This window comes from Marinobacterium sp. MBR-111, assembly GCF_040547585.1.
Classification (GTDB): Bacteria; Pseudomonadota; Gammaproteobacteria; order Pseudomonadales; family Balneatricaceae; genus Marinobacterium; species Marinobacterium iners.
Genome location: NZ_JBEPQA010000028.1, coordinates 1 through 26,502, shown reverse-complemented (window position 1 = coordinate 26,502; position 26,502 = coordinate 1). Strand labels below are relative to the sequence as shown.

The 26,502-nt window shown below is 56.3% G+C and carries 27 protein-coding genes; 3 read left to right on the top strand and 24 right to left on the bottom strand.

Annotated features, from left to right (window positions below; translation table 11 throughout):
- Positions 1-7: 7 nt before the first annotated feature.
- From ABIE61_RS15970 to ABIE61_RS15910, 13 genes are all read right to left on the bottom strand, one after another.
- Complete coding sequence (locus ABIE61_RS15970) at positions 8-793, bottom strand: putative hydro-lyase (protein ID WP_354411257.1); 786 nt, start codon at positions 791-793, stop codon at positions 8-10.
- A 10-nt stretch (positions 794-803) separates the two neighbouring features.
- On the bottom strand, positions 804-1,937 hold the full coding sequence (gene alr, locus ABIE61_RS15965) for an alanine racemase (RefSeq protein WP_354411254.1): 1,134 nt from the start codon (positions 1,935-1,937) through the stop codon (positions 804-806).
- A gap of 405 nt (positions 1,938-2,342) precedes the next feature.
- On the bottom strand, positions 2,343-3,866 hold the full coding sequence (locus ABIE61_RS15960) for an aldehyde dehydrogenase (RefSeq protein WP_354411252.1): 1,524 nt from the start codon (positions 3,864-3,866) through the stop codon (positions 2,343-2,345).
- A 198-nt stretch (positions 3,867-4,064) separates the two neighbouring features.
- Positions 4,065-5,273, bottom strand: a complete 1,209-nt coding sequence (locus tag ABIE61_RS15955; RefSeq protein ID WP_354411250.1) for an MFS transporter — start codon at positions 5,271-5,273, stop codon at positions 4,065-4,067.
- A 394-nt stretch (positions 5,274-5,667) separates the two neighbouring features.
- Complete coding sequence (locus ABIE61_RS15950) at positions 5,668-6,420, bottom strand: cache domain-containing protein (RefSeq protein ID WP_354411247.1); 753 nt, start codon at positions 6,418-6,420, stop codon at positions 5,668-5,670.
- 106 nt (positions 6,421-6,526) lie between these two features.
- On the bottom strand, positions 6,527-7,243 hold the full coding sequence (locus ABIE61_RS15945; RefSeq protein WP_354411244.1) for a FadR/GntR family transcriptional regulator: 717 nt from the start codon (positions 7,241-7,243) through the stop codon (positions 6,527-6,529).
- Positions 7,244-7,411: 168 nt separating this feature from the next.
- Entirely contained in the window at positions 7,412-8,098 is a 687-nt protein-coding gene (locus ABIE61_RS15940; protein WP_354411241.1) for a TorF family putative porin, read from the bottom strand.
- Positions 8,099-8,169: 71 nt separating this feature from the next.
- Entirely contained in the window at positions 8,170-8,877 is a 708-nt protein-coding gene (locus tag ABIE61_RS15935) for a substrate-binding periplasmic protein (RefSeq protein WP_354411238.1), read from the bottom strand.
- Positions 8,874-10,250: a glutamine synthetase family protein gene (locus ABIE61_RS15930; RefSeq protein ID WP_354411235.1), complete on the bottom strand. Its 1,377-nt coding sequence runs from the start codon at positions 10,248-10,250 to the stop codon at positions 8,874-8,876. Before ABIE61_RS15930 ends, ABIE61_RS15935 begins: the two co-directional genes overlap by 4 nt.
- Positions 10,251-10,427: 177 nt before the next feature.
- Positions 10,428-11,150 carry a type 1 glutamine amidotransferase gene (locus tag ABIE61_RS15925; RefSeq protein ID WP_354411233.1) on the bottom strand — a complete coding sequence of 241 codons (723 nt, stop codon included), beginning with the start codon at positions 11,148-11,150 and terminating at the stop codon, positions 10,428-10,430.
- A 22-nt stretch (positions 11,151-11,172) separates the two neighbouring features.
- Complete coding sequence (locus tag ABIE61_RS15920) at positions 11,173-11,616, bottom strand: flavodoxin domain-containing protein (RefSeq protein WP_354411231.1); 444 nt, start codon at positions 11,614-11,616, stop codon at positions 11,173-11,175.
- Positions 11,616-12,887, bottom strand: a complete 1,272-nt coding sequence (locus ABIE61_RS15915; RefSeq protein WP_354411228.1) for an FAD-dependent oxidoreductase — start codon at positions 12,885-12,887, stop codon at positions 11,616-11,618. Before ABIE61_RS15915 ends, ABIE61_RS15920 begins: the two co-directional genes overlap by 1 nt.
- Positions 12,884-14,104 (bottom strand): cytochrome P450, encoded by a 1,221-nt coding sequence (locus ABIE61_RS15910; RefSeq protein ID WP_354411225.1) that lies wholly within the window; start codon positions 14,102-14,104, stop codon positions 12,884-12,886. Before ABIE61_RS15910 ends, ABIE61_RS15915 begins: the two co-directional genes overlap by 4 nt.
- 263 nt (positions 14,105-14,367) lie before the next feature.
- Between ABIE61_RS15910 and ABIE61_RS15905 the strand changes: the two genes are divergently transcribed.
- Positions 14,368-15,060 carry a type 1 glutamine amidotransferase gene (locus tag ABIE61_RS15905; protein ID WP_354411222.1) on the top strand — a complete coding sequence of 231 codons (693 nt, stop codon included), beginning with the start codon at positions 14,368-14,370 and terminating at the stop codon, positions 15,058-15,060.
- On the opposite strand, the gene ABIE61_RS15900 is transcribed toward ABIE61_RS15905, so the two are convergent.
- The 6 genes from ABIE61_RS15900 to ABIE61_RS15875 form a co-directional block, all read right to left on the bottom strand.
- Positions 15,040-15,336, bottom strand: coding sequence for a nitrilase-related carbon-nitrogen hydrolase (locus ABIE61_RS15900; protein ID WP_354411220.1), 297 nt, complete (start codon positions 15,334-15,336; stop codon positions 15,040-15,042). The genes ABIE61_RS15905 and ABIE61_RS15900 overlap by 21 nt on opposite strands.
- Positions 15,337-15,557: 221 nt before the next feature.
- The gene (locus ABIE61_RS15895; RefSeq protein ID WP_502915066.1) at positions 15,558-15,737 is read right to left on the bottom strand and encodes an SDR family NAD(P)-dependent oxidoreductase; all 180 of its coding nucleotides are present in this window, start codon (positions 15,735-15,737) and stop codon (positions 15,558-15,560) included.
- Between the two features lie 37 nt (positions 15,738-15,774).
- Positions 15,775-16,101, bottom strand: coding sequence for a DMT family transporter (locus ABIE61_RS15890; RefSeq protein ID WP_354411217.1), 327 nt, complete (start codon positions 16,099-16,101; stop codon positions 15,775-15,777).
- 13 nt (positions 16,102-16,114) lie between these two features.
- Positions 16,115-17,134 carry a heme-dependent oxidative N-demethylase family protein gene (locus tag ABIE61_RS15885; protein ID WP_091827684.1) on the bottom strand — a complete coding sequence of 340 codons (1,020 nt, stop codon included), beginning with the start codon at positions 17,132-17,134 and terminating at the stop codon, positions 16,115-16,117.
- A gap of 11 nt (positions 17,135-17,145) precedes the next feature.
- Entirely contained in the window at positions 17,146-18,096 is a 951-nt protein-coding gene (locus tag ABIE61_RS15880; protein WP_278350184.1) for a PDR/VanB family oxidoreductase, read from the bottom strand.
- Positions 18,096-18,641, bottom strand: a complete 546-nt coding sequence (locus ABIE61_RS15875) for a dimethylamine monooxygenase subunit DmmA family protein (protein ID WP_354411213.1) — start codon at positions 18,639-18,641, stop codon at positions 18,096-18,098. Before ABIE61_RS15875 ends, ABIE61_RS15880 begins: the two co-directional genes overlap by 1 nt.
- Before the next feature lie 414 nt (positions 18,642-19,055).
- On the opposite strand from ABIE61_RS15875, the gene ABIE61_RS15870 reads away from it, so the two are divergent.
- A complete protein-coding gene (locus tag ABIE61_RS15870; protein ID WP_354411210.1) occupies positions 19,056-20,195 on the top strand; it encodes an aminomethyl transferase family protein in 1,140 nt (379 codons plus the stop codon).
- Positions 20,196-20,271: 76 nt separating this feature from the next.
- Here the strand turns inward: ABIE61_RS15870 and ABIE61_RS15865 are convergent, their stop codons facing one another.
- Positions 20,272-20,565, bottom strand: coding sequence for a TetR/AcrR family transcriptional regulator C-terminal domain-containing protein (locus tag ABIE61_RS15865; protein ID WP_354411208.1), 294 nt, complete (start codon positions 20,563-20,565; stop codon positions 20,272-20,274).
- Between the two features lie 26 nt (positions 20,566-20,591).
- Between ABIE61_RS15865 and ABIE61_RS15860 the strand changes: the two genes are divergently transcribed.
- Positions 20,592-21,278, top strand: a complete 687-nt coding sequence (locus ABIE61_RS15860) for an efflux RND transporter permease subunit (RefSeq protein ID WP_354411309.1) — start codon at positions 20,592-20,594, stop codon at positions 21,276-21,278.
- A gap of 91 nt (positions 21,279-21,369) precedes the next feature.
- On the opposite strand, the gene ltrA is transcribed toward ABIE61_RS15860, so the two are convergent.
- The 4 genes from ltrA to ABIE61_RS15840 form a co-directional block, all read right to left on the bottom strand.
- A complete protein-coding gene (ltrA, locus tag ABIE61_RS15855) occupies positions 21,370-22,776 on the bottom strand; it encodes a group II intron reverse transcriptase/maturase (RefSeq protein WP_354411205.1) in 1,407 nt (468 codons plus the stop codon).
- A 504-nt stretch (positions 22,777-23,280) separates the two neighbouring features.
- The gene (locus ABIE61_RS15850; RefSeq protein WP_354411202.1) at positions 23,281-24,546 is read right to left on the bottom strand and encodes an ammonium transporter AmtB; all 1,266 of its coding nucleotides are present in this window, start codon (positions 24,544-24,546) and stop codon (positions 23,281-23,283) included.
- A 372-nt stretch (positions 24,547-24,918) separates the two neighbouring features.
- Positions 24,919-26,004 carry an IS5 family transposase gene (locus ABIE61_RS15845; RefSeq protein WP_354411306.1) on the bottom strand — a complete coding sequence of 362 codons (1,086 nt, stop codon included), beginning with the start codon at positions 26,002-26,004 and terminating at the stop codon, positions 24,919-24,921.
- Between the two features lie 269 nt (positions 26,005-26,273).
- Positions 26,274-26,502 (bottom strand): putative quinol monooxygenase (locus ABIE61_RS15840; RefSeq protein WP_354411200.1); only part of this gene is annotated, 229 nt, incomplete at its 5' end.

Genomic DNA, 26,502 nt, shown 5'->3' with positions numbered 1-26,502 from the left:
GCCGCCCTCAGAGAACGGACAGCTTGCTGTTGAGCAGATCGGTCACCAGCATGTGACCAGGGCTGTGCGTGATGCAGAACGGCGGCCTGGCCTGCTCGATGGCCACCTGCGGGGTCACACCGCAGGCCCAGAAGACCGGCACCTCGCCCGGCCGAATGCTGACCGCATCGCCGAAATCAGGACGGCCGATATCGCGGATGCCGATCGCCGCTGGATCACCGAAATGGACCGGTGCGCCATGCACGGAGGGGAAGCGGCTGCAGATCTGAATGGCACGGATCGCATCGGCCGGCTTCATCGGACGCATCGAGACCACCATGTCACCGCTGAAACGGCCGGCGGGCTTGCAGGCGATATTGGTGCGGTACATCGGCACGTTGACCGCTTCGGTCACATTGCGAATTTCCAGGCCATCCGCCAGCAGGGCTTCCTCGAACGAGAATGAGCAACCCAGGGCAAAAATCACCAGATCATCACGCCACTGCTCGCGAATATCCTCGACCTCGCGGACCAGCTCGCCGTGCTCGAAAATTTTGTAGCGCGGAACATCGGTCCGAATGTCCATATCCTCAGCCAGTCCCGCGATGGCAATATCACCGGGGTTGGCCGAGACCCCGACCAGCGGGCAGGGCTTGGGGTTCAGCTGACAGAACAGCAGAAACTCGGCAGCCCAATCCGCCGGCAGAATCGCCAGGTTGGCCTGGACATAACCGCCCGCAAGGCCAGAAGTGTTGCTGTTGAGCTGGCCGCTGCGTATGGCATGACGAATTTCAAGCGGTGTCTTGTTCTGCATGAGTGATCTCCTAGGCAACGGGACGGAAGCGATCATTGCGAGCACTCACAACAACGCCGCCCTGCTTGTATACGCGGGGTACCCGATCCGAAATCGAGCAGACTATTTCATAGCCGATGGTGTTCAGGTCGCGCGCCGCATCCTCCACGCTGAGGCTGTCATTGATCAGATCGACGCGGTCACCCAGGTGCACCCGCTCATCGATCTGCACCATGCACTGATCCATGCAGATCCGGCCAACCAGTGAATAGCGCTTGCCGTTGATCTCCACCTGGCGCCCCTGGTGGTAGCGCAGCCAGCCATCCGCATAGCCGATGGGCAGGATGCCGATACGCATCGGTTTATCCGCCATGAACGTGGCGCCGTAGCTGACCGCATCACCCGCCTGCAGCTCTTTCACCTGCACAATACGGCTGTGCAACGAAAACGCCTGCTTCAACTCAAACGGCAGAGCGAACGCATGACTCGGCGGCAGGCCATACATGGAGATGCCCAGACGGCCAGCATTGGCGACTGACTGGCGTCCAAACCGCAACAGCGCGGCACTGTTCGACAGATGCACAAGCTTGAAATCGGCCAGATCGATCTTCGAAGTCAACTCCGTAACTTTGGCCAGTTGCGCTTCGTAGCCCTGGCGGGTTTCACCGTCTGCCGTAGCGAAGTGCGTAAAGATACCGGTCCGTAACAGCGCCGGGTTCGTGTCCAGCATGGCGCAGGCATGCTGGACGCTGTCTGCATCGGTCATGCCGAGACGGTGCATGCCGGTATCGATTTTCAGATGCACGTTGACGGCCTTGCCCTGATAGTTCAGCACCGATTCAATCCACTGCAGATCATGCGCCGTGACATGAATGTCATGTTCTGCCGCCACGGCAAGATCACAGGGACGAATGGCTCCCATCACCAGAATGGGCGCCGCCTTGATGGCGCGGCGCAGAAACAGCGCCTCATCCAGAAAGGCAACACTGAGCATATCCGCACCGGCAGCCAGCGCCGCCCTGGCGACCTCAACGTCGCCATGGCCATAGGCATTTGCCTTGACCACCGCAAACAGGTGATCAAAGCCAGAATGGCGTTTGATCATACTGACATTGTCGCTGATGCGATCGAGGTCAATTTCTACCCAGGTATCGCGATGGTGCATTTTAAGCCTCACATAAAAAGCCAAAGGCCAACGTGATTAAAATATAAATAATGGTTTAGATAATCACTGATTAATGGGCTGTTTAAATCATGAAACAGAAAAGAAAATTCCGTTTATATAAGGCCCATATCCGGCTGATCAGTCTTCCTGGCACTATATGGGCTAGCATGAAACTGCCGGTTTTCAGGCATGATTCGACTGAATCGAACGCAGCGCCGTTACCCGTCCACTGCGTTATCCTTCTGGCCACTCAAAATACACTTTGCATGACAACGGCCTATGTAAATACTCAATGAAGTTGTTCATGTCGGCTAAACCGCTAACTCAACCCCATAGGGCGTTCAGCAATTGTTTTTTGCCTGCCGGTTGAACAACCTCATTGCTGGTATATTGCCGCGACAAACATCAGGCCTGTCGAAAATCGAACCAGATCCCCTTGAGCACCGTGTATTCATCAAACGCATGTATCGACTTGTCACGGCCGTTACCCGTCTGGCGGAAGCCGCCGAACGGCATGCTGATCTGGTTATCGGCACCGAAGTAGGCATTCACATTGACGTTGCCGGTGCGCATTTCCGTTGCGACCTTGTGCGCCGTGCGCAGGTTTTCGGTCCAGACGGCACCCGACAAGCCGTAGATGCAGTCATTGGCCAGGGCGATCGCTTCTTCGGCCGTCTTGAACTTGATCACACACAGCACCGGCCCGAAGATCTCTTCCTGAGCGACCCGCATGTCGTTGCGCACATCGCACAGGATGGTGGGCTTGTAGTAAAGGTCGCAGCCATCGATGCTGACCGAGGACCCGCCGCAGACAACGCGCGCGCCCTCCTCTTGTGCCAGATCGACGTAGCTCTGTACGGTTTTCAGCTGGGAGGTGCTGATCATCGGCCCCATGAGTGTGTTTGGATCCATCGGATGACCCGGCTGCCAGGTCGATTCCGCCACTTCGGTCAGTCGGCGCACCACCTCGTCATGTACATCCTCATGCACCAGCAGGCGCGAACCGGCACTGCAGGTTTGTCCGCTGTTGAAGAAGATCGCAGCCGCTGACGACGGGATGGCCTTGTCCAGATTGGCGTCGGCAAAAATGATATTGGCGCTCTTGCCCCCCAGCTCGTTGAAGATCAACTTGAGGTTGGACTCGCCGGAGTATTTCAGCAACTCCTTGCCGATCGGCGTTGAACCGGTGAAGCCGATGCAATCAACATCCATATGCAATCCCAGCGCCTTACCCAGGCGAGCACCAGGCCCGGTGATGACGTTCAGCACTCCGGCCGGCAGCCCCGCCTTATCTGCCAGCAGCGCAATCTTGATCGCGGTCAGCGGTGTCAACGAAGCCGGCTTTAATACCACCGAGTTGCCGGCACCCAGCGCGGGCGCCAGCTTCCACATGGTCGTAGCCAGGGGATAATTCCACGGCATGATCGCCGCTACGACCCCTACCGGCTCGCGGCTGACAATACCGAGCGTATCCTGTTCATGCGGGGTGGTTTCACCATAGAGCTTGTCGATGCACTCGGCGGTCCAGCGCAGGGTACGAATACTGGAATGTACGTCGCCGCCATCGTCATCCATGGTGCAAGCAATGGGCTTACCCGTATCCAGCGACTCCAGCATCGCCAGCTCTTCCCAGTGCTGCTCGATCAGATCCGCCCAGCGCAGCAATACTGCCTTGCGCTTGGCCGGCGCCAGCTTGCGCCACTCGCCCTTTTCAAAGGCTTCACGCGCGCTGGCAACGGCCAGATCCACATCGCGTTCGTCACAACTGGCAACCTGGACCGTGACCGCCCCGGTGGCCGGATTGACGTTATCGGTTACGGCTCCAGAGAGCGCATCAACACATTGACCACCAATAAAGGCACGGCCTTCGATCGAAAGTGAATCAGCAAACGCTTGCCAGTCTGAACGGGTACGATTAGTCAAGGTCATTCTCCTGCCCGGATTCTGTTTATTGATTCATGAGCGCCGCTTCGGTCCTGTATTGCTCAAGCGGGCACAATATCAGCCAATAAATCATATAACACCATATGATATTGTCAATAGACATTAATCCAGCTCGAATGGCACCGATAAAACAAAAAACCCCGCAATGAAATTGCGGGGTCCCGGAAGAGAAAACAGTAGGAATCAGGATGTGGCGTTTACTTCTGCCATCGCTGCCGTAACGGCTTCATGACGCTCCTTGGCATGTGCCAATGGAATCATCACCGCAACAAGTGTCAGGCCGACCGCAATCGCAATACCCCAGGCGGTAGCGGTGTAGCCACCCCAGGAGATAAGCGTACCGGAAATGGACGGCCCCACAGCGATACCCAGGGTAAGGAAGGCACCACAAGCCGCTGCGAGACGACCTTCACTGTCCAGAAAGGCTGCCAGAGAGGTCAGGTAAGCCAGGGTATAGAAGTACGTGGCGGCAATGGCCATGACCCCGATCGTATACATCAGCTTGGAGGTTTCGCCCAGCACGTAGAACAGACTGGAGGCGCCGGTCAGCAGAATCCCCAGAATGACCGGGGTTCCAACGCCAAGACGCTTACCGATTACCGCCACAGCCAGAGGTCCAACGAGACCGACCAGCGCCTGAAGTGAAAACAGGAAGCCAAGGGTTTCGCCGTCATAGCCAACGCGGACACCGACCTGCTCGACGAACGCCCAGCCCATGGTATCGCGCGTGGAGAACAGGAAGGTTGCCACCATGATGGCGATTGCCGCACCTGACATCAGCTTCTTGTTGGAGCCGATATGATGGTGCGGATGTGACTCAGTGCTTGCTTTCTGTTTCATCAGAAAGACCGGCAGCATCATGATGGCCTGGGTAATGGCCAAGGCATAGTAGACTCCGGCCAAGCCACCTTCAGCCATGGCACTGGCAAAGGTCACCATGACAACCGTCATCATGGCCACGAAAAACAGGTTCATGTAACCGGCAACATTGTCCGGATCTCGTGCGCTGGACACGGTCGCATTACCGCAGGCAAAGGCCAGGCCACAGCCGGCACCCACCAGGCAGCGCATTAAGGTCAGTGACGTGATATCGGTGATATGGGCAGACATCAGGTTGCCGATAACAGCAATGGCTGCACCAAGCAGCGCCATCGTTTTGCGTGGGGCCCGTCCCATCAACGGTGCCACCAACAAAGATGCCAGCATCATGCACATGAATTCGGCGGAAAGAAGATAACCGGCCTGGGCTTCGTCGAGTCCCAGATCACTGATAACCGCACTAATCATGTACGGCAGAGCCAGTAGCGCCAACAGGCCGATACCATAGGCAGCGGCAAAGGCGGACAGTACGAGTGACCAGCTTTCCGGTAAATGTTTACGAATCGCTTCCATTGTTGTGTTCCTCTGAAGTTGAACGGTTTCAGGTTTGAGTATGCGCTTTGTCGTTGCACCCAACCGCAGACTGATCCCACCTCCCGCAGCCAGACGGGTGTAGGACAAGCCACTCAAGTTCATTGGAGCACATTACGTGCCAATACATTTAAATGTAGTTTTTATACTATATATTGGAGATTTTTCTTATTTCACACCGATAAACAGTAAATTTTACTTCTCCAAATAGTGCATTTAATACTGAAACGCACCAATTTGACGCAAGAAAAGGGCAACAATAAGTAACATATGGGTTACATATAGTAACAAATGTTAAATATTTTCATAAGTGATACCCGAGGTAACACCCCGTTCGGGGTGCCGGGCCTTAAAGAAAAGCCGGATTGAATCCGGCTCAGAAGACCATGCTTTGATGATGTGAGGAGTGAGGGGACTGTAACAGCGACCAATGTACCCCCTCGTGACCCAGATCCAGTATTTGGCGCTGGATTTGAGGCGAGTTCAGCGCCTGGCGCGCCAGCTCTCCGGCACTGTAGTTGGCATTGTTCGCCGCGATTACCCGCCCCTGCTCTGAGACCAGCATCGCGTCATTCCCGATATGCAATAGTGAACGCATCAACACCGATTCGAACCGGCTCAAGGCGACGTCGGCACCTGCGATTCCGACAAAACGCCCATCAATGTGAATCGGTAATGAGAACGTCAGGAGATACATATCCTGGCCATATAGATCGACATAGGGGCCTGCGATCATGCGGCGCCCCTGTTTACGAGGCTGCGAGAACCAGGCCATATCCAGGTAGTTGTAGTAGTAGTCGCTGCTTCGGTTAAAGTTCAGATTAAGCGGGACAATGTGCCCATTGGTACTGATCTGTCGCCACTCAACATGCATCTCGGTGTCAGTGAGTAGACCAGGCTCCAGGACGACGCCGGTGCCTTGAAGGGTTGTTCGTGTTAAGTTCAGATGGTGATCTAGAAGAGGACGTAACACCCTGAAATCTTTGGCCATAAGGCCTTCACCCGTAGCCGTGCTACGGTGAAATATCTGCTGGACGGCCTGTTCAATCTGTTCAAGGCGTTCAAAAACCTCGCTCACTGCTCTGGCGATACCATCAAGACAGGACTGCTGAACATGTTCGACTGACATGACACTTTCCTCTATGGCTGTTGGCCGTTTTCACACGGCTGAAGTCCAATAAACAATAGCTCTAAATGTTTGAGCCTTTGCTTTATAGAAGCAATGTTTGTGCCAGTCAGGATTCTTCTTCTGAAGCCATCAGCTCCAGCTTGGCGTTGATCACGCGCTTGATCCCTTTACAGACATGCGCCTCCGCCAGTGCCCCGGCAAGATTGGCGTCACCGCTGATAATGGCATCCAGTATCATCTGGTGAGCCCCCTGAATCTGTTGCGTACTCGGTGTTGAGTCCAAAGGTAACCAGAGCAACTCACCCAGCTCGCCCTGCAGCCTGATTTCTGCATGGGTCAGGCGAATAGACTGGGTCGCAGCCGCTATCTCAATGTGAAAGCGAGCATCAGCGCGACGCATCTCTCGACGACTATCCGCTTGTCCCAATGCATCAATGTAGCGACGAATCTGCTGATGATGTTCTTCGGTACTGCGCTGAGCGGCCAAACGTGCGGCAGCTCCAGAAATAGCCATGTGCTCATCACTAAGATCGCGCAGTTCGATGGTGCTGAGTTCACGCAGGCGCGCAAACAGCAACTCTGGTGGTGTTTCAACCGATGTGCAGATAAAACTCCCGCCCTTGCGTCCCCTGCGAGTCTCAATCACGCCTCGCTGGCGCAGATAAACCAGGGCTTCACGCAAGGTAACCGTAGAAACGCCAAACTGTGCCGAGAGTTCACTCTCACTCGGCAATTGCTGGCCCTCTACATAGAGGCCCAGATCAATCGCCTCCATCAGGCGACGTACGACTTCATCCGTACGTCCTTCTTGGCGCAAGCGCATGAAGGAACCGGCATTCGGCGGGGTCTTTTTTTGCATTGTTGCTAGAGTTGCATGCTGTTACGGGACGCTCAGTTTATCAGAGTTTCAACTTCATGGATTGTTTACGCATTAAAAAAGGGAGCGCTGAGGCTCCCGAATAGGTGTATGTCGAATGACACTGTACTCAACTTAGAACGTGCGAGAAACGGACAGGACCAGAGTATCGTCGTTTCGGAAGAGACCAGTATCGATCTCTGCATCCTTGTCTACACTGGTCATGACCCAGGCAGCAGACATATCCAGGCCCGCCCAACTGCCGGACACGCCAATGGAATAATCCTCATAATCATCCATATCGACTTCGCCCCAGTATTCACCGAAGCTGTGGCCGGCATGCAGATCCAGTGACAGGTTTTCCATCAAGGGGTGACTGTAATCCAGGCTCACATACTGGCCGTCTTCACCGGTATTGAAATAGTCACCGGCATACGCATAAGACACTGCGGCGTTGCCATAAGAAAGGCTGAAGTTCAGCTCAGCATAGTCACCATCTGCTGCGTCGTAACCCGGATAGGTGTAGTACGCCAGCATGACGTCATAGCCGAAGTTGTCATTGAAGCTACCTGCGTAGCCGACATAGTAATCGACTTCCAGATTGGCATCGTCGCCAAAATCCACGTTGCTGCCCCAGATACCGGCGTATGCGCCATTCTCGAATGCAACATCCAGACTCCCCTGGATGGCGGCATCACCGGCAGTCTGAGAAATACCGTGGAAACGGTAGTCGTTGGTGAAGCCGACAGTACCGCTGACATCAGCCGCCATGACGGGAGCCGCCGTGAGGCACGCCATCAAGCCCAGAATTTTCTTCATCATATCAGTCCTCATTCATGCAAAAACGGGGGCCTATCGGAGCGCCCGTCACGGTGCGGGACGGGCGCTCATGCTTAGAACGGGTAATTCAAGGTCGGCATCCACTGCTGCCACAGGGCCTTGAGGCTGCCATCCTGTTTGGCCCTTGCCAGAGCTTGATCGATCGCAGCCAACCAGCCGGCATCAGACTGCTTGCTAACAGCAATGCCCCAAGCGTTCTGTGTTGGCACTACAAAGGCAATAGCAAGGTCTGTTTCATCAGCCAAGGGTACCAGTGCGACATCGTCGTCGACGAAGGCATCCACCTCTCCTGCACGGAGGGCTTTTACCATATCGCCCATAACATCGTCTGTATCGCCACTGAAAGGTACTGTAATGCACCCTTCGAAGGTTTCCGCCAGAGCCATATTCAAGCTATCAGCAATTGCGCCGACCCGCTTACCAACCAGGTCCTGCGGTGATTGAATGTCGCTGCCAGCCATGACCATGACGGCCTCGTCGAAGACGGCATAGGGCTCGGTAAAATCTCCCAGGGTCTTGCGATACTCCGAAATGCCCTGACCGCACAACAGCATGTCACCATCATTCGCATCCAGAGCAGGATAGAAATCCGCCCAGTTGCGATAGATAAACTCACATTCACGCCCCAGCTTGTCAGCCAGCAGACGGGCCACATCGGCTTCGTAGCCATGGCGGATGCCCTGGTCGTCACGCCAAAACAATGGCGGTGCCGGCAGGTCAGCACAGACGACACGCAGCGTCTTGTCTTGGGTCTGGCTCACGGCAAGTACTCCGTATACATTTTCTGCTCCCAATCGGTCACGCTGGCACAGAAACGGGCCCATTCATCACGCTTAAGAGCACGGTACAGTTCGCCCATTTCCTTCGGCATAGCAGCCTGAATCACGGCATCTTCGTCGAATGCCTGAATCGCATCGCCCAGCGTTTTCGGCAGAATACGAGCATCATCAAGATCCTGAGGCACGCTGTTGCTGCCATCTGGCTCGCCCGGATCAATCCGATTCTCAATACCATCCTTCATAGCCGCCAGCAGCAGCGTATGTGACAGGTAGGGGTTCACACTGGCATCCGGAATCTTGTATTCCAGGCGTCCATTGGCCGACAGGCGCACGGTGCAGGTCTTGTTGTCCATACCCCAGTTCACCCGGCTGGGTGCAAACAATCCAGTGTCCCAAAAGCGCTTGTAGGAGTTGACCGTAGAGCCCATCACGATCATGGAGCCCGGTGCATGTTTAAGCACGCCACCCAGAGCATGCTGTCCGACTTCAGTAAGATGAAGTTCGCGGCGCCCCTTCTCTTCCAGCATGTTCTGGCCATCACTCCACAGACTGAAGTTATGGTGACAACCATTTCCCATACTGCCAGTGGTCGGCTTAGGCATAAAGCTGGCCTTGACGCCGCATTCCTTTGCAACCTGCCGGCAGATCAGACGGTAAGTCATCATACGGTCCGCCGTCAGATGACAATCATCAAACATCCAGTTCAGTTCCAGCTGACCCGGGTCTTCATAGTCACCCTCGATCATATCCAGACCCATTTCGGTCGCGTAGCTCATCACTTTCTTCAGGATGGGGCGCATCAGCTCCAAGTTACCCAGGTGGTAGGCGGGACTGGCACCCGGACGAACATGCACTTCCAGGCCGTCACCGATCCAGGACATTTCCGGCTCGAGACCGGTTTTCAGTACCATGCCGGTCTGCTCGATAAACGCCTTGTGCGTATCCAGCAACAGACCGCGCGCATCGGTGGCCAACGGGCTTCCGCCGATTTCAGGGATGTGCTCCGGTTCATACACACGGCAGAAGAAGGATGCGATGGTTCTATCCCAGGGCAGGATATTGAAGGTTGAGATGTCAGGCACTGCAGTGAATTCAGCTGCCTGAGCTCCCCCCCCGAGCAGAACGCCATCACGGGTTGATTGCAGGTCGCAGATCGCCGTGCGGTGGAACTGCACGCCCTTCTCCAGGTTACGCAGCAGGTGACGCGCCGGTACCACCTTAGCAATCACTCGCCCGGTCAGGGTTACGACCTGATAGTAGATCAGTTCAACACCAGCCTCGCGGATGCGCTGTCCCAGCTCATCGGTTACGGAGGAGCGTGTATTCATTTCTCTATGAAGATCCAGTGCTGTCATTGAGAGACTCTCCTTTAGCGGCCCAGGTTCAGGTAACCGCTTGTTGTTTTTTAGTCTGCGTCCGCGTCTGGCTGACCGTGGAAACAGATATAAAATAAGATATGGTTTTATATGTTTCAACTAAAATTTAACCCATTTTCACACTCATTCGAGTTGATCAACGGGTGTTGGGGTACATCAACGGCAGAATTGCCGAAAGAAACCTGCGACCCAGGTCGCAATGCGCTTGTTGTCCACAAGCTGGGTATTCACCGAGTCCAGAGCCGCCTGGGCCAGATCCTCACTAATGGTTGAACCACCATAGAGTTCGGCCAAGGCACGCACATAGTCCGGCGTAAATTCGGGATGATATTGCACCGAAAGCGCCGGAAACTCATATTCCAGTGCCCCGAAAGGGCAGTGGTCCGAGCCGCCGGCCACGGTCGCGCCAGGCGGCAAACGCACAACCTGATCCTGGTGGAATACCAGGGCAGAGCCGTCCGCCACATCCGCTACCGCATATCGGTAGGGCTGAGCACCTATGCCCCAACCCTGCTCGGCTCTGGCGGTTTTGCCGCCAAATGCATCGGCCATCAACTGATGCCCGAAGCAGATGCCAAACACCGGACGCGCCTGCTGTCCCAGAGACTGAACAAAGGCGCGCAGCCGATGAATCCACTCAATGTCTTCGTAGACGCTGAATTTGGAACCCGTCAGCACATAGCCGTCGAAGGCATCCGGTGCCGGCAACGGATCGCCCTGCACGGCACTGATGCTAATGAACTGAGCTTCCGGCAAGGCATCACCGAGCCATTGAGCAACCATCTGTGGATAACTTTCGTATCGCCCGGCCAGTGCATCCGGCACCAGCCCATTCTCGATCACGCAGATCCGCAGGGGCTTAGTGGCTTGTGTTGTCATCAACACCTCTCCTGTCATCAGCTTAGGCAAGCTCAGCAACTACGCCACCGAGCCATTCCAGTGCCACATCGGTCGGCATCTCGCCACTGGAGGCATCATGTACACCACGCTTACCCACTTCGCTAGCCCCCAGTTCAATCAACACATCCGCCATGATGGCGCTACCCTTGTTAAAGGTTTCGTAGAAGCTGTCGCCCAGACCGAAGGCCGCGAACTTCACTCCACTGAGATCAGGACGTGTTTCCTGCAGTTTGCTGAAGAAGGGCTGCGCCGAGTTCGGCAGCTCACCATCTCCATAGGTGGAACACACCAGAATCAGCCTGTCGCCTTCGCTCAGAGCTGACGGATCAGCCGAGGCCATGTCTTCGCAGCTGACGTCAAAGTCCGCAGCCAGCTGTTCCTGAATATCATCGGCAACCAGTTCCGCGTTACCGGTTTCGGTGCCGTATACAACCAGTATTTTCATCAGATTTGCTCTCCCGAATCGCACTGCCGCGCGACGTTTACCATGTTGGAAAGATCCGTCAGCTTGCGACGCAGGCGATCCTGCGGTGCACTGTCGGTCTCGCAGGCATCGATACGCTGCCAGCCTGCAAAATCAGTGGCCTCAACCAGCTTGACTGCCACGGCCGAGTAACCTGGGCGACTTTCGTCATGCTCGGCAAAATCAGCAATGATGCACTCTGCAACCCGTTTCGAGTCCATGCGATTTTCCGGTATCGTGCCGCGGGGGCCGCGTTTGAACCATCCGGTACAGTACAGCCCCTCATCCAGTTTGCCCGCGGCGACATCCGCATCCGGACCGACCAGGGCGTCACGGTTGAAGTCCCGCTCAGAATCGGCGGCAAAGCCGATTGCCGTGACCACGCTGTCGGCTTCGAGCACCAGGTTGACCGATTCATGGCCGGTCGCGCTGAAGTGGATGCGCTCGACTGACGTTGCGCCCTCCAGCTGTACCGGTGTCCAGCCAAAGTGAAAATGGACCTCCAGACGACGGTCCTGATTCGATTCGATTTCAGCCAGCCGCTGCAGCACTTCACCGCGCGGACCCTGCTCGGCCAATGCCTGCGGCGTCTGATGCACGATGAAATTGACGCCCGAAAGCTCGGCCAGCTCCTTCACCATGACAGTATCGAACTTGGCATCGGACAGCGGGGAGCGGCCCACGATATCGATCCGGCTCAACGCATCACGCTGCACCTGTGACAAACCGCACTCCGACACCTCGGAGCCGACGAATTCCTCACTGGACTTGCTGAGCAGACGCAGGACGTCAATCGCCACATTGCCATTGCCGACGATGACACAGCGCTGGCCAAGTCGATACTCGCTGCCCTGCTCATCCGGGTGGTCGTTCAACAGCCGCGTCAGCGGGCCGGAACGATAGACACCGGCCAGGGTTTCGCCGGGGATATTCATCGCCCGGTCGCCGTAGAGCCCGGTCGCCAGCACCACAATATCGTAGGCGGCTCGCAGCTCATCCAGCGTAATATCGTGGCCGACCTGGACGTTACCGTAGAAATTGACACGATCACGCGTAAACAATCGCTCAAACTGACGGGCAATCGCCTTGGTCCCCGGGTGATCCGGCGCCACACCGTAACGCACCAGTCCGTAGGGCACCGGCAACCGGTCGTAAACGCTGATCTCGCTCTCACTCCACTGCTTGCGCAGTGCCTGAGCCAGATAGCAGCCGGACGGACCGCTGCCGACAATGGCTACGCTTGGGGTAGTCATGCGACGGCACTCTTGTCAAAACGAATCGGCATGGTGCTGGCACCGGTATTGCCGCTGTCCGGCAGCCAGGTCGGCTCACCCTGGTAGGCGATGTTCTTCAGCCGCTGCGCCAACAAGGCCAGTGCTTCTGTCATATCGCCACGGGCAATGAAGTGACCAATGCAGTGATGGGCTCCGGCGCCGAAACCAAAATGCGGACAACGCTTGGCGGTAATGTCGAACTCTGGATTTTCGAACGCTCGCGGATCCGAGCCGGCGGCCTGGCTGAACAGATGGACGGTTGTACCCTGCTTGATCTCCAGCCCCTGATAGCTGAAATCTTCAACGGCTTCACGGGTCACCCAGGTGACGGTCGGGCGCACCCGCATCACCTCTTCTACCGCCGCGCGCGCCAGCTCCGGTTGTTTACCCAACAGGGTCCACTGATCAGGATGCTGCAGGAAGGTGTCCATGGCGAGTGATATCTGGTTACGCGTGGTATCGATACCCCCGAAGATCGCCAGCACGATCATGTCATACAGCTCTTGCTCACTGAGCGCGTTCTCGTCTTCCAGGTTGGCTTTGACAAGATAGCTGAGAAAGTCTTCACCCAAGCCATTGCGTTTTACCAGCGCAACCGCCTCACGGGCATAGTCAAACATTTTGTCGGTCGCATCGTTGACCAATTCCTCATCCTGCTTGTAGGTCACACTGAGGGCCTGGCCCATGTCAACCGCGATACGCGCCAGACGCTCCCACTCATCCAGCGGCAACCCCAGCAGCGAGCAGATCACCATGGTGGCGTAAGGTTCTGAAAATTCGGACACGAACTCACACTCGCCGCGTTCGATGAAACTGTCGATCAAGCCGTTCGCCATGTTCTGGAACTCCGGCGTCATCTTCTTCACCAGCTTCGGCGAAAAAGCCGGATTGGCCAGACGACGCAGCCGGGAGTGATCCGCACCTTCTTTACTCAACAGCATGCGCATCCACCATTCGGCAAAGCTGCCAACAGCGTTGTTGTGAGCCGGCCAGGCATAGCTGCCCTGACGCAGACGCTGATCACGGATCAGCTTGTTGATCTCGTCATAGCGCAGTACCGCAATGCCGTAGGGCGTGCGGGCAAACCAGCTCTTTTCACGCGCGGCCAGAACAGCCTCGGAACGAATGGAAAAATTCGGGTCTGCCACATCCAGAAATGGTGCTTCATTCAAATCTGTGATCGGTGCTTCATTCATATTGAGTTCTCCAGCCCATGTCGCTGTGTCTTTATCATCTGGTTTGCCGCTGGCTGATAACCGTATCTCATCCTTTCAAAGAGCCGCGCCCGTTCGAGAGGTGGTTCTGAGCCTGTTAAATCAATATAAAATATGGTTTCATATGTTTCAACGTGTTTTTGTCAATAAATTTAGTCAGCGAGAGCCCTTCCTCAACGGTCAGGGTTTTCACTGCAAGCACTCAGAAACTCAATCACCTCCACACCATCGACAAGGGCTCAACCGTGAAAGCAAAAACAGCTATCGCCATCGTACATGACCGTAATGATGTTCTCGGATGCCTGCCGGAGCTACTGACAGAACTGAACATCAGCCTGAGTGTGATTGCCGTCACCGATACTCTGCCGGCACCGCAGGATGCGGATATTTTCTTCGTTATGGGTAGCCCTGAGTCCGCCCATGACAACTCCCTGCCCTGGATTGAAAAAGAGTTGAGCTGGCTACGGATGATGCTGGCCAGTGCCAAACCCCTGTTCGGCATCTGTTTCGGCAGTCAGATCATCGCCCGTGCCATGGGGGGCAAGGCCCTGGCGCTGCCGGAACCTGAAATCGGATTCGTTGACGTCAAGGCCAACGATGGTCAGTGGCGCCACCCCGGCCCCTGGCTCGACTTCCACTTCGATACCTTCGCCCTGCCTGAAGATGCCTGTCTGATGGGCATCACCGAGCTGGCACCGCAAAGCTACCGACGCGGTAACTGTTGGGCGGTGCAATTTCATCCTGAAATCAATGTGGAGATGTTCGATACCTGGGTGGCTTACTGGAAGAAGTCTGCAACCGGGCAAGCGTTTTTGCAGAAATCGGCCGATCTAGTCGCCGAGATGCGGCGTGAAATCGCGAGTAATGAAACCACGTGCAGAGATAACTTCAGAAACCTATTACAGGACTTTTTAGCCTCAGTAATTAGCTGCACCTGACTGTGCAGTGCAATACTGTCGGCGTGCAATCTGCGGAAACTCACTGCCGTAGCAGACCGCCACGCCGACCTTGCCGAAGGAGGTGTCCAGCACCCTGATCACCTCACCGGCCTGAAGCTGCCAGCGTTCTGATCCGAAGCGGGTCATATGAAGTTTGTTCTGATAGTCACGGCTGCCATCGGGACGAAACAGCCAGACGCGGTTGCGGTATTGGCCGTCAAGCCTGATGCCGCGGGAAGATGCCCGCCAGAATATGCAGACCGTGCAGCTGCGCAAGAAAAGTGAACCGCGCCACGAGCGACTTATACACCTCTGTATCGCATCAAGCTGGCGGTCCAGACAGACACAGACCTCTCGACCGAACAGGGAGGTCAGTTCTATGCTGAAATATTCGTGTAAGACCAAAAACTCGGCCCCTCTGCGGCAAGGCGTCCTGCTACCATGGCGTCAATCTTGCGCGTATAGACCTACCAGTCGTCGAGCTAGTCGATCGAGTACTAGGCAAAGGCCTGAACGTGCGTTGCTCGGGGCACTGTACCACGCAGAACACGCTGAACATCCAAATGTCGTGCCGCTATGGCAACTCTGTAACCCTTGTCCGCAAATACACGGGCAATCCCCAGCCCAATGCCCTTGCTTGCTCCAGTCACAAGCACTACGGGTTTGCTGTCATTCATGCCTATACCTCGCTCAATTCAGCCATGCGCCTGACGATCAGACCGTCCCTTCACCAAACAGTTTGAGCCCCACCACACCGGCGATGATCATGCCGATACAGCCCATCCGGATCAGGCCGCCCGGTTCCTGCATGAACAGGATACCGACAACCGCCAGTGCCGACGCGCCGATCCCTGACCAGACCGCATAGGCTGTTCCCACTGGAATGGTGCGCATCGCCAGTGACAACAACCCCAGGCTGACCACAATCAATGCAGCCGTGATCAGTGAGGGCCACAGCCGGGTGAAGCCGTCACTGTATTTGAGGCCGATCGCCCAGAGGCATTCCAGCACCCCGGCGATCAGCAGATAGATCCAGCCCATTCAACGCTCCGTTTCAGTTGGCGGGATCGAAGCGCGACAGCCATTCGACGGCCAGGTCGTGATACCGCCCCAGTCCCTTGTATTCGATCAGTTCCGGCGGCAGGGTCTTGAGCACACGGTGCATGCGGCGCGCCCAGTCCGGGTTGGTCACCAGATCGTCAAAGCTGATCAGGAAGGTACGAATGCTGAACATCAGCGCATTGCTGCGCGGCATGCGATCCAGCACCTGCAGTTCCACTCGAAGGTGTACTTTCTCACCCACGTTATCAGCAGTAACGCTGGCCCGGTCGGTGCCCCAGTTCGGATAGGTTTCCGGCGAGGTATCCATGCGTGCGTTGACAGTCAGGGTCCAGTTCAGGCGACGCACTGGACGCCCGACCGGAATGGCGGTCAGATACTTCAGGGCACGATCAAACACGCCCATTTCGTGGGCCAGCGGGACCGGGCCGTGCCACTCGGAAAAGCTCATGCCGGCATCGAACGCCAGCGACCAGTCGGCTGGGCAGGTCACGATGCCCGCATCCAGGAACAGGTCACCATCACGCTGGTCCAACAGTGCGAAGTCGCCCTGTACCTGACGGCCCATGTACTCCATCGGTGGCAACGGCAAGGTGCTGCTGTCACCAAAGGTGAAGCTATCCTTGATATTGAGCAGCCGGTTTTCCCAGGTCCACTGGTCACCATCAACCTGCAGGCTGAAATGTTCGGGGTAATCCGCTGCCAGTGATGTCATGCATCGCTCGATCATATCCCAGCACGCGAGATCCATATGCGGCATCGCCAGACAGCGTTTGGGATTTTCTTCCAGCACGGTGGCACGCTCGGCCATCTCCGACAGATAGTGTTCGTCGATATCCAGCAGAAACTCAAACACTGACCCTTCCGGCCCCGGCGTCACGTGGGGCTCAATGTTGACCGAGTAGCGATACTCGTCCTCTGGAAACGGGAACGGAAAACGTGCAACGGCACCGGGGCTGTTGCTGTAGGTAAAGTCATCACGAAAGGTTTGTACGGGTTTGGGTGACATGCGCATAGCTGTCGCTCCTATAGATCCAAAGTCAGGTGTTTGCCGGCGGCACGGGAGACACAGGGCATAATGCAGCTGCCGCTGGAGCGCTCGTCGTTGGACAGGAAGTCATCTCGATGTTCAACATCGCCCTCAAGAACAGCCGTGCGACATTGGCCACAGACGCCTGCACGGCACAGATTGGGAACCTTGACGCCTTCACGCTCCAGCGCTTCAAGCAGGCTTTCATCGGCCGCTACGTCCACCGTTTTTCCGCTGTGGGTCAGCTGCGCCTTGAACGGCTCGCCCGGCTCGGGTGCGGCAAAGGCTTCGAAATGGATCAGGCTGTCTGGCCAGCCCAAAGCGGCTGCCGTGCTGCGAACACCATCAATCAACGATTCAGGGCCACAGATATAGACATGGGTCCCCGGCCCCTGACCGCTCAACACGGCAGTCAGGTCACATTTATTACCCTGCACAGAGTCATAGCGATGGAGAGCCGATCCAAGTTGCTGCTGCAGTTGATCCAGATAGGCGCCGGTTTGACTACTTCGATACAGATAGTGCAACTCGAACTCAGCACCCTTCCGTTTGAGTTCCGGGATATACGACATGAAGGGGGTGATGCCAACGCCACCGGCAATCAGCAGGTGTTTGCGGGCAGTCATCACGGGAGCAAAGAGGTTGGCCGGTGGTGTGATCGCCAGCTGGTCCCCTACGTTCACCTGTCCATGCATGAAAGAAGAACCGCCACGGGAGGCGTCCTGCAACCGCACGGCAATGCTGTACCGGCGCGGCGTGGCAGGGTCACCGCACAACGAATAGGCATTGCGGATCTCGCGCGATGCGCCCGGCATGATCACCTGAACATGACTGCCGGGTGAAAACGCCGGCAGTCGGCCTTCAATCGCTTCCAGTTTGAACTCTCGAATCATCGGTGCCACCTGCTCGATGGCCATCACACGCACCGGTATGCTGTCGATACTCATTACTGCAACACCTCCTGTTCCGGCTGTTCATCAGGATCTTCAGCATTGATCTGCACCCCTACGTAGGCACCATGCAGACGGGCAAAATGATCCCGTACCAACAACAAACGACCACACCCTGTGCAGGTGTGAGGACTGGCTGCCACCCCCTCCATGAGGGTGTAGCAATGGGTGCAGAACAACCGGCGGGCGGCACTAATCGGAGGGGCCAGCTGGATCTGCTCATCAACCAGCCCGGCCGACAGCGCTTGATTGCGTATGTCCCACAGGAAGCCTTCACTTCCGGCCACGTACAGCCGGGTGGTCACCGGCGCGTCATTCAGAATGTGTTGCAGGTAGCCCGACAGGGAATCCGCCAGCGTGCCCGGGGCATTGCCCGGTTCCGCCACCAGCCATTGGGCACCTGATTCCGCACACTGACGGTACAGCGGTTCCAGCAGGTGCTCTGCGTCTGACTCACTGACAAACAACTGTAACCCTGCCGTCGCGACCAGCTCGGGTAGCGTGTAGGTTGGACGACTCTTAATGGATGGATCGATCTGCATCACTACTCCTTTTGGGTTACCCAAAATTTATTAGTGGTGTAATTTATTTCTCCTCAGGAAAAGCAATTTTTCTGCCAAAAGATGAAAATATATAGATTTCAATATCTTAGGATCATCAATCCAAAACATCTCCTCTATAAGGGCACAGCAACAGTGCATTTCCGTATCCGGATGACTCAGCACAGGGCAGATGATCATTACGGTGCAAAAGTACCCCGGTTGACCCAAAACGGGTCGCACTTCAGCTACCCGTACCCAAATATTGGCCAAGGCCCGAGCCAGTTTTGATTGGGATTATTTTTTCATTTTATAAATCATGAGGTTGAGTCTTAATGGCCCGGAACTTGCTTTCCTATCAGGAATAATAGTTCCTCTTCAGGAATTAATTATGATCTGTTACCAATGGAGAGAAAAATGGCTAATTCATGGCGTATCGCCGCACTGGCTGAAAGACATCGTGCCCTGGGCTCAAACCTTGAAGACTGGAACGGCCTGCCTACGGCATGGACCTACAGCAAAAGCGGTTACACTCTGGCCGATGAGCACGAAGCAATCCGTACCAAGGCAGGCTTGATGGATGTATCAGGCTTGAAGAAGGTGCACTACGTGGGTCCACATGCCGAGAGTCTTCTGGAGTGGGCCACCACGCGTGACATCTCCAAGCTGTATCCGGGCAAGGCGGTCTACGCGACCATGCTGAATGAAGCCGGCAAGTTTATCGATGACTGTGTCATCTACCGCATGGGCCCCAACGCTTTCATGGTTGTGCATGGCACCGGCGCCGGCTATGAACGCCTGACCCAAGCGGCACTGGGCAAACAGGTTGCCGTGCTGTTTGATGACGACATGCACGATCTGTCACTGCAAGGCCCCACTGCGGTGGACTTCCTTGCTGAGCATATCCCCGGCATCCGGGATCTGGCCTACTTCCACCACACGCACGCACGCCTGTTCGGTTGCCCGATCACCATTTCACGCACCGGCTATACCGGCGAGCGCGGTTACGAGATCTTCTGCAAGGCGGCCGACGCCACCACCATCTGGGACGGCATTCTGGAGCACGGCAAGGCGTTCGGCATTATTCCCTGCTCTTTCACCGCTCTCGACTGGCTGCGTACCGAAAGCTACCTGTTGTTCTATCCGTTCGATAACTCCGAGATGTACCCGTTCGAAAACGAACCGGCCGGCGATACGCTCTGGGAGCTGGGTCTGGACTTCACCGTGTCCAAGGACAAGACCGAATTCTGCGGTGCCTACGAGCACTTCCGCCTGCAGGGCAAGGAGCGATTCAAGATTTTCGGTGTTTTGCTGGAAGGAAAAGAGGCCGCGTCCGAGGGGGATGAACTCTGGGCCGATGGCAAAAAGGTGGGGGTCATCACCTGCGCCATGTATTCACGCCTGACTGACAGATCCATGGCGATCGCGCGCCTTGAAGTACCCTACGCCGAGCAGGGTACTCCGCTTCAGGTCAAAGGCAGCCTTGGAGTATCGGCCATCGCCCATACCCTGCCATTTGATGATCCCGAGAAAATAAAGCGCACTGCAAAGGGCTGATCAGGCCTGACACACCGAGGGGCTGGCTTCCATAAACAGCCCTTTTCGGTTGGATCATCACACGTAGCTGCAGCGGTCACTGCCCCTCAGTATAGCCATAGCCGCGCAGAAACAGGTCAACACAACTCACAATGTAACGATCAATCTCATCATCACTCAGTTGAGGGGTGATACCCAGCTCGGAGCGCAGCTTGGCCTCCCCCATCACCATCATCAGAAACTGAATGGCGGCATGGCGTGGATGTTCAATGGCAACCCGGCCCAATTGAGCTTCCCGCCCCAGCATCTCGGTGAACCCCTGAATCATGACCTGAGGCCCGGCGGCAAAAAAAAGAGCCGCCGCCTGCGGTTGAGTATCGACCTGGGCCACACAGGTCCGGTGCACGCGTCAACGTTATCGAGGGGTTTCTCGGTTTTGGCGTTCTGCCCGGTAGCGCCCTGCAGACATACAAACAGGCACTGGATGAGGCCGGGTTCCAGCTCCCCGCAGGCTATAGGATGGAGATCGGCGGTGAAGCGTCTGAGCGTGACCGTGCGGTCGGCAACCTAATGGCCAATGTGGGCATTATTGTTGTGCTGCTGATCGCAGTGGTGGTGCTCTCGTTCAACTCCTTCCGTATCAGCGGCCTGATCTTTGCGACCGCACTTCAGGCGGCTGGACTGGGGTTGCTGACCGTTTGGCTGTTCGGCTACCCATTCGGCTTTACCGTCATCATTGCCCTGCTGGGCTTAATGGGGCTGGCCATCAATGCGGCCATCGTCATTCTGGCAGAACTCAAGGCTGACCCGAATGCAGCCAGGGGGGATATTCACGCCATCACCCAAGCGGTTCAGAGCTGCACCCGCCACATCAGTTCAACCACCATCACCACCATCGGGGGCTTTATGCCGCTGATTCTGGCGGGTGGCGGTTTCTGGCCCCCCTTCGCGGTTGCCATCGCCGGAGGCACTCTGCTGACCACACTGCTCTCGTTCTATTTTGTACCGGCCTGTTTCCTCTTGATGACCCGCCACCGCCCTTTCGGAAGCACGTCCATGCAGGCAGATGACCTGCTGTTGATGAGTGACAACCGGCAAGCCTGATTGCAAGGCTTCGCCGGGCGATCGAGTAGGAGGAGGTCTTGCGACCTCCGTCCTCTCACACCACCGTACGTGCGGTTCCGCATACGGCGGTTCATGATGCACATTTAAGCCGACGATACTGATCCATCAACGATACCAGTCCGATTCGATCAAACACTTTCTTCGGCAGCGCCTGGTTCAAGTGCGAGGCGCATGAGTTCCACCAAGGACCACGCCCGTTGGTGGCACTGCGCCAAGCCCTGTCTTCAGACAGCCCCAGTCGCATCAGCATCTTGGCCCGGGTGAACGGCCGTTTCCATTGACGCCAGAGGATCTTGCGCAGATGACGACGGATCCAGCCATCCAGTGCCTCGAAGCTCCCTTTCACATCGCTATAACGGAAGTAGTTGAGCCAGCCCCGCAGTTTCGGGGTCAGTATCTCGACCGTCCGATAGATCCTCTGTCCTCGGCCTCGGCGAAGCACCTGCTTGATCGTGGCCTTCAGACGCTTCAGCGATTTCTCTGCCACTTTGAGCCGGATGTTCCGCTTGCGTTTATCCACGCTGTAGCCAAGAAAACTCCTGTTCCAGGGGCGATCGACCGCGCTCTTGCCCCGGTTGACGCGAAGTTTGAGTCGTTGCTCAAGATAGTCGGTCAATGAGGCAAGCACACGTTCTCCCGCCTTCCGGCTTTTCACGTAGATGTTGCAGTCGTCCGCGTACCGGCAGAACCGGTGGCCCCGCCGTTCCAGTTCTCGATCCAGATCCGTCAACAGGATATTGGACAGCAACGGCGAGAGGGGGCCGCCTTGTGGCGTGCCTTCCCGCCGCGCCGTTACCACGCCTCCTTCCATGATCCCGGCCTGTAAATAGGTACGGATCAGTTTCAAGACACGTGCATCCATGATCCTGCGCGCCAACCGCGACATCAGGATGTCGTGGTTGACCCGGTCAAAGAACGCTTCCAGATCGATATCGACCACCCAGCGTCGTCCCTCTTCCATGTAGGATCGGGCCTGCAGGACCGCCTGAGCGGCACTGCGTCCCGGTCGGAAGCCGTAACTGTGATCAGAGAACGTGGGTTCAAAGCGTGGACTGAGTACTTGATGCAATGCCTGTTGGATCAGGCGATCCAGAACACAGGGAATACCCAGCATACGGGTGCCTCCCCCGGGTTTGGGGATTTCAACCTTGCGCACCGGCTGGGGTGTATACCGCCCCTCCAACAGTTGCTGTTTGATCTCGGGCCAATGGGTTTTCAGGTAAGGCTTGAGCGCCTCGACTGTCATCCCATCCACCCCGGGCGCGCCTTTATTGCGACGAACCCGATCGTAGGCCAGCAGCATGTTGCCACGGGCCAGTACCGCTGACATCAGGTCCATGTCAGCCTCGCTCGGCAGTGATCCTGCGCCCGCTGTAACCGGCAACACCTCGCACGGGACCGCAACCGGGTTCTGCCCGGTCACCTCCTCGGCAAGTGATGGCGTCTCAGCCATCTGTTCAGTGTTGTTCAGGGTCATCAAGGGGCAGGGCTCCCGATTCGTCTATCATGTTCAGCCCTTCAGTGACCGGTAAGCCACCTACTATGGCGTCTGCTGAATTCTGTGGTCCCATCCGGCCGCCTCACGACAGCCGTAGCCAAAGGCAGGACAACAGACCTCCCAGGGTAAGACGCGCGACCTTCACACTTATACCTGCCGCATTTACGACCGCCGCTCCGTGCAAGTACCGGGCTTTGAAGATAGTAGACTCCTCACCCACAGCTGCCGCCTCGTATGCGATTTCTGTTCGTCAGGTCAGTGCTTTGCCTTCGGCTTCCTTCAGATTCCACCTCGCGATAGACACCCTTGCCGTTCGGCTAGTGGTTCCCCTTGCCGGGCCCACAGAGGACTTGCACCTCCAAGTCATCCGACCGCCACCACGCGCATCGGAACAGCGCCCGTCAAGGCGCTACGCGCCATGCCTGGCGCACCACAAAAAAAGGCCCCGAAGGGCCTTTGACTCTGGAGGAGTCCTTTTTGCCGTCACTTACTGCTCATGTGCTCCGGACCAAATTCCGGGTATGCCTGCATGCCACATTCATGCACATCCATGCCTTCCATTTCCTCTTCTTCGCTGACACGCAGCCCCATGATCATTTTGATCACCAGCAACACTGCCATACTGGCAAGGAACATCCAGGCGAAGGTTGCTGCGGTACCGATCAGCTGCCCCATGAACGTTGCATCTTCGTTGCTCAGCAGCACCGCGAAGATGCCCCAGATACCGGCAGAACCATGCACCGAGATCGCACCAACAGGGTCATCCAGCTTAAGCTTGTCCAGTGCCAGTACTGAGCCCACGACCACCAGACCACCTACAGCACCGATCAAGCTGGCCAGACCTGCAGAAGGCTGAAGCGGCTCGGCGGTAATGGCAACCAGACCGGCCAGTGCACCGTTGATGGTCATGGTCAGGTCGGTCTTGCCGAACAGGAAGCGGGCGAACAGAGCCGCGACAACCATACCTGCAGCAGCTGCAGCATTGGTGTTAACAAAGATCTTGGCCACGGCGTTGGCTTCTTCCACATTGGCGATCTTCAGCTCGGAGCCGCCGTTGAAGCCGAACCAGCCCATCCACAGGATGAACATGCCCAGCGTGGCCATCGGCAGGTTGGCACCCGGAATCGCACGTACTTCACCGTTCTTGCCATACTTGCCCTTGCGTGGACCCACGAGGATGACCGCTGCCAGCGCTGCGGCTGCACCCGCCATGTGCACCACAACCGAGCCGGCGAAATCCTGGAAGCCAAGCTGGTCAAGGAAGCCACCGCCCCATTTCCAGTAACCTTCTACCGGATAGATCACGGCAACCATGAAAACCGAGAAGATCAGAAACGGCCACAGTTTCATGCGCTCGGCAACCGCACCGGAGACAATCGACATGGTTGCAGCGGCAAACACAGCCTGGAAGATGAAGTCAGCCATGCTGGAGTAATAGGGCGCATCATCACCACCGGCTGTAACAGACTCGGTGCTATTGTCTCCGCCCAGCAGGAAGTCGATGCCCGGAATCACCGAGCTGATCGGGTTGGCGGGATACATGACGTTGTAACCCACGACGAGATAAACAATACAAGCCACGCCGTACAGCAGCGCGTTCTTGTTGAGGATTTCCACCGTATTCTTGGCACGCACCAAACCTGCTTCGAGCATGGCAAAACCGGCTGCCATCCACATCACCAGTGCGGTACACATCAAGAAATAGAAGGTGTCGAGGGCATAGCCCAGTTCCAGCACCATGCTGTCCATATCATTCTCCCAAAAGTGAGTGGGATTCCCTGTCAACTGCGCCTTGCAGGGGCATTGTTGACCTTTCCCATAAGGATATTTAGCTTCCTGATATGAATAAGCAAAAGCCGGGCCAGTTTCGCAACCTCATGTTTTAAATGAATAATCTTTGCGGTCAATCTTATTCACACATCTGCAATGTACAAAAATGAAGCAGCACAGAGTGCACAAGTACTATAAGGGGGCACGCCTCTTTAACAGGCTGTTGAAAATCTGACAGGCTTCAACAGCCATGTTTGTTTTTTGATCAATTTTGGCGGCGCTGGATCGTGTTTTTGGCCATTTTGAGCTATATATTCGGTGCTCAGCAGCCATCCCGGGTCTTCAAGAGGACTATCCCTGTAGATTGCGCATGCGGATCAGGTTCCAACCCATCATCGTGAACTGGAACAGGCTGTGAACCTTCTCCCGACCGCGCATCATCACTTGCCGGATGGGTCCGATGGTTTTACCCCAGCCAAAGGGTTCTTCTACCCGCTTTCGTTGACGCATGCTGATTGTGTAACCCGCATGGCGGCTGGTACGCCCATCAATCGCGGAGCCCCCAGGTCGGTTTTCATTTCGTGCTGCATGAGGCGTTATCTTCATCTTTCGACAGGCCGAGACAAAGCCTTGGGTATCGTAGTTTTTGTCAGCCCCCACCGTTTTGCGATGACTGCCCGGCAGTCTGGCCAGCAGTTCAGCTGCAACATCGCGTTCAGCCGTACCTGTTGCGAGGCTGGCCGCCGCCTTCACAATCAGGCCATTGCGATTTTCCATGACCCTGTGCCCCATGTAGGCCATACGTGACTCACTGCCCCGCGATTTCTTGGCCAGTCGAGCCTCTGGATCTGTGGTCGATGCGTGGGTCTCATTACTGCGCTTTTCACCCCTGAAGTTGCGTTCAGCATTGCGGCCGGCAGGACCATCGTCATCTGTATTGTCCGTACCGTCCTTACGACGAAAGCTCTTCTGTGATGCCCAGGCCTGGATCAGCGTCCCATCGACACTGAAATGCTCATCTGAGAGCAGACGGCGCTCCCGTGCCAGGCTGACCACCTCTTCAAACAGATGAGTAACGACATCATGCTCCAGTAGCCGATCCCGGTTGGTGCTGAAACTTGAGTGGTGCCATACCGGGTCATCAATCGTCAGCCCAACGAACCAGCGGTACAGCAGGTTGTAGCTGATCTGTTCTACCAGCTGTCGTTCACTGCGAATCGAGAATAGGACTTGCAGCAGCTGTGCACGAATCAGGCGCTCCGGTGGTATCGACTGACGGCCACCTTCGGCGTAAATCGGGTCGAACAGCCAGTTGAGCCACTTCATAGCCTCATCGATTAGTTGCCGAATCGGTCGTAATGGATGCTCACTGGGAACGAAGGTGTCCAGATGGACGGTCGTGAACAATGACTCCTGAATGATGTCTTCGCCGCGCATATTGGGTCGTGTCAGTCGGTTATTGATGCGGATAATCGCTCGATCGATCCGCGCTTGCGGACTGCGGACTTCCAATGGGCCGGAAATCTGGCTCGCCCTGATGTTGCCCCTGCTTGCTGACGCAGCTTGGACGTTCTGGCTGCAATATTGCCCCCCCAATCGCTGTGGAAGGTAGCTCCCTGGGCAAGTGCAATCGAGGGGGGGGATCGCTGCGTAGGGCCGTGCGCACCCATCCTGCAGCGTGACCTGATTGGGTCAAGGCCGGGTTGTCATGCAGGCAGTTTGGCTGCAAGCAGTTCGACCTTCTCGATATTGGGCGGAGAACTGAGCAAGGTCTCGGCGTTGGCCATCAAGGCCGCGGCGATCTGGCCGTTCAGATGTGCTTGGCGACCTGCCTCATCGGCAAAGGCATCGAAAACACCGAACGTCGAAGGGCCAAAATTCAATGCGAACCAGGCAGTGGTGCCGGACTCGGCGTTGGCGAGCGGCAGTGCGCAG

Excerpts from the sequence above, each read along its gene's own strand:
- ABIE61_RS15910 (WP_354411225.1), bottom strand. The coding sequence starts at position 14,104 with ATGAATGAAGCACCGATCACAGATTTGAATGAAGCACCATTTCTGGAT.
- ABIE61_RS15880 (WP_278350184.1), bottom strand. The coding sequence starts at position 18,096 with ATGAGTATCGACAGCATACCGGTGCGTGTGATGGCCATCGAGCAGGTG.
- ABIE61_RS15890 (WP_354411217.1), bottom strand. The coding sequence starts at position 16,101 with ATGGGCTGGATCTATCTGCTGATCGCCGGGGTGCTGGAATGCCTCTGG.
- ABIE61_RS15895 (WP_502915066.1), bottom strand. The coding sequence starts at position 15,737 with ATGAATGACAGCAAACCCGTAGTGCTTGTGACTGGAGCAAGCAAGGGC.
- ABIE61_RS15950 (WP_354411247.1), bottom strand. The coding sequence starts at position 6,420 with ATGTCAGTCGAACATGTTCAGCAGTCCTGTCTTGATGGTATCGCCAGA.
- alr (WP_354411254.1), bottom strand. The coding sequence starts at position 1,937 with ATGCACCATCGCGATACCTGGGTAGAAATTGACCTCGATCGCATCAGC.
- ABIE61_RS15875 (WP_354411213.1), bottom strand. The coding sequence starts at position 18,641 with ATGCAGATCGATCCATCCATTAAGAGTCGTCCAACCTACACGCTACCC.
- ABIE61_RS15930 (WP_354411235.1), bottom strand. The coding sequence starts at position 10,250 with ATGACAGCACTGGATCTTCATAGAGAAATGAATACACGCTCCTCCGTA.
- ABIE61_RS15970 (WP_354411257.1), bottom strand. The coding sequence starts at position 793 with ATGCAGAACAAGACACCGCTTGAAATTCGTCATGCCATACGCAGCGGC.
- ABIE61_RS15845 (WP_354411306.1), bottom strand. The coding sequence starts at position 26,004 with ATGCGCGGCGAAGACATCATTCAGGAGTCATTGTTCACGACCGTCCAT.
- ABIE61_RS15945 (WP_354411244.1), bottom strand. The coding sequence starts at position 7,243 with ATGCGCTTGCGCCAAGAAGGACGTACGGATGAAGTCGTACGTCGCCTG.
- ABIE61_RS15960 (WP_354411252.1), bottom strand. The coding sequence starts at position 3,866 with ATGACCTTGACTAATCGTACCCGTTCAGACTGGCAAGCGTTTGCTGAT.
- ltrA (WP_354411205.1), bottom strand. The coding sequence starts at position 22,776 with ATGACCCTGAACAACACTGAACAGATGGCTGAGACGCCATCACTTGCC.
- ABIE61_RS15915 (WP_354411228.1), bottom strand. The coding sequence starts at position 12,887 with ATGACTACCCCAAGCGTAGCCATTGTCGGCAGCGGTCCGTCCGGCTGC.
- ABIE61_RS15870 (WP_354411210.1), top strand. The coding sequence starts at position 19,056 with ATGGCTAATTCATGGCGTATCGCCGCACTGGCTGAAAGACATCGTGCC.
- ABIE61_RS15955 (WP_354411250.1), bottom strand. The coding sequence starts at position 5,273 with ATGGAAGCGATTCGTAAACATTTACCGGAAAGCTGGTCACTCGTACTG.
- ABIE61_RS15850 (WP_354411202.1), bottom strand. The coding sequence starts at position 24,546 with ATGGACAGCATGGTGCTGGAACTGGGCTATGCCCTCGACACCTTCTAT.
- ABIE61_RS15920 (WP_354411231.1), bottom strand. The coding sequence starts at position 11,616 with ATGAAAATACTGGTTGTATACGGCACCGAAACCGGTAACGCGGAACTG.
- ABIE61_RS15885 (WP_091827684.1), bottom strand. The coding sequence starts at position 17,134 with ATGCGCATGTCACCCAAACCCGTACAAACCTTTCGTGATGACTTTACC.
- ABIE61_RS15940 (WP_354411241.1), bottom strand. The coding sequence starts at position 8,098 with ATGATGAAGAAAATTCTGGGCTTGATGGCGTGCCTCACGGCGGCTCCC.
- ABIE61_RS15925 (WP_354411233.1), bottom strand. The coding sequence starts at position 11,150 with ATGACAACACAAGCCACTAAGCCCCTGCGGATCTGCGTGATCGAGAAT.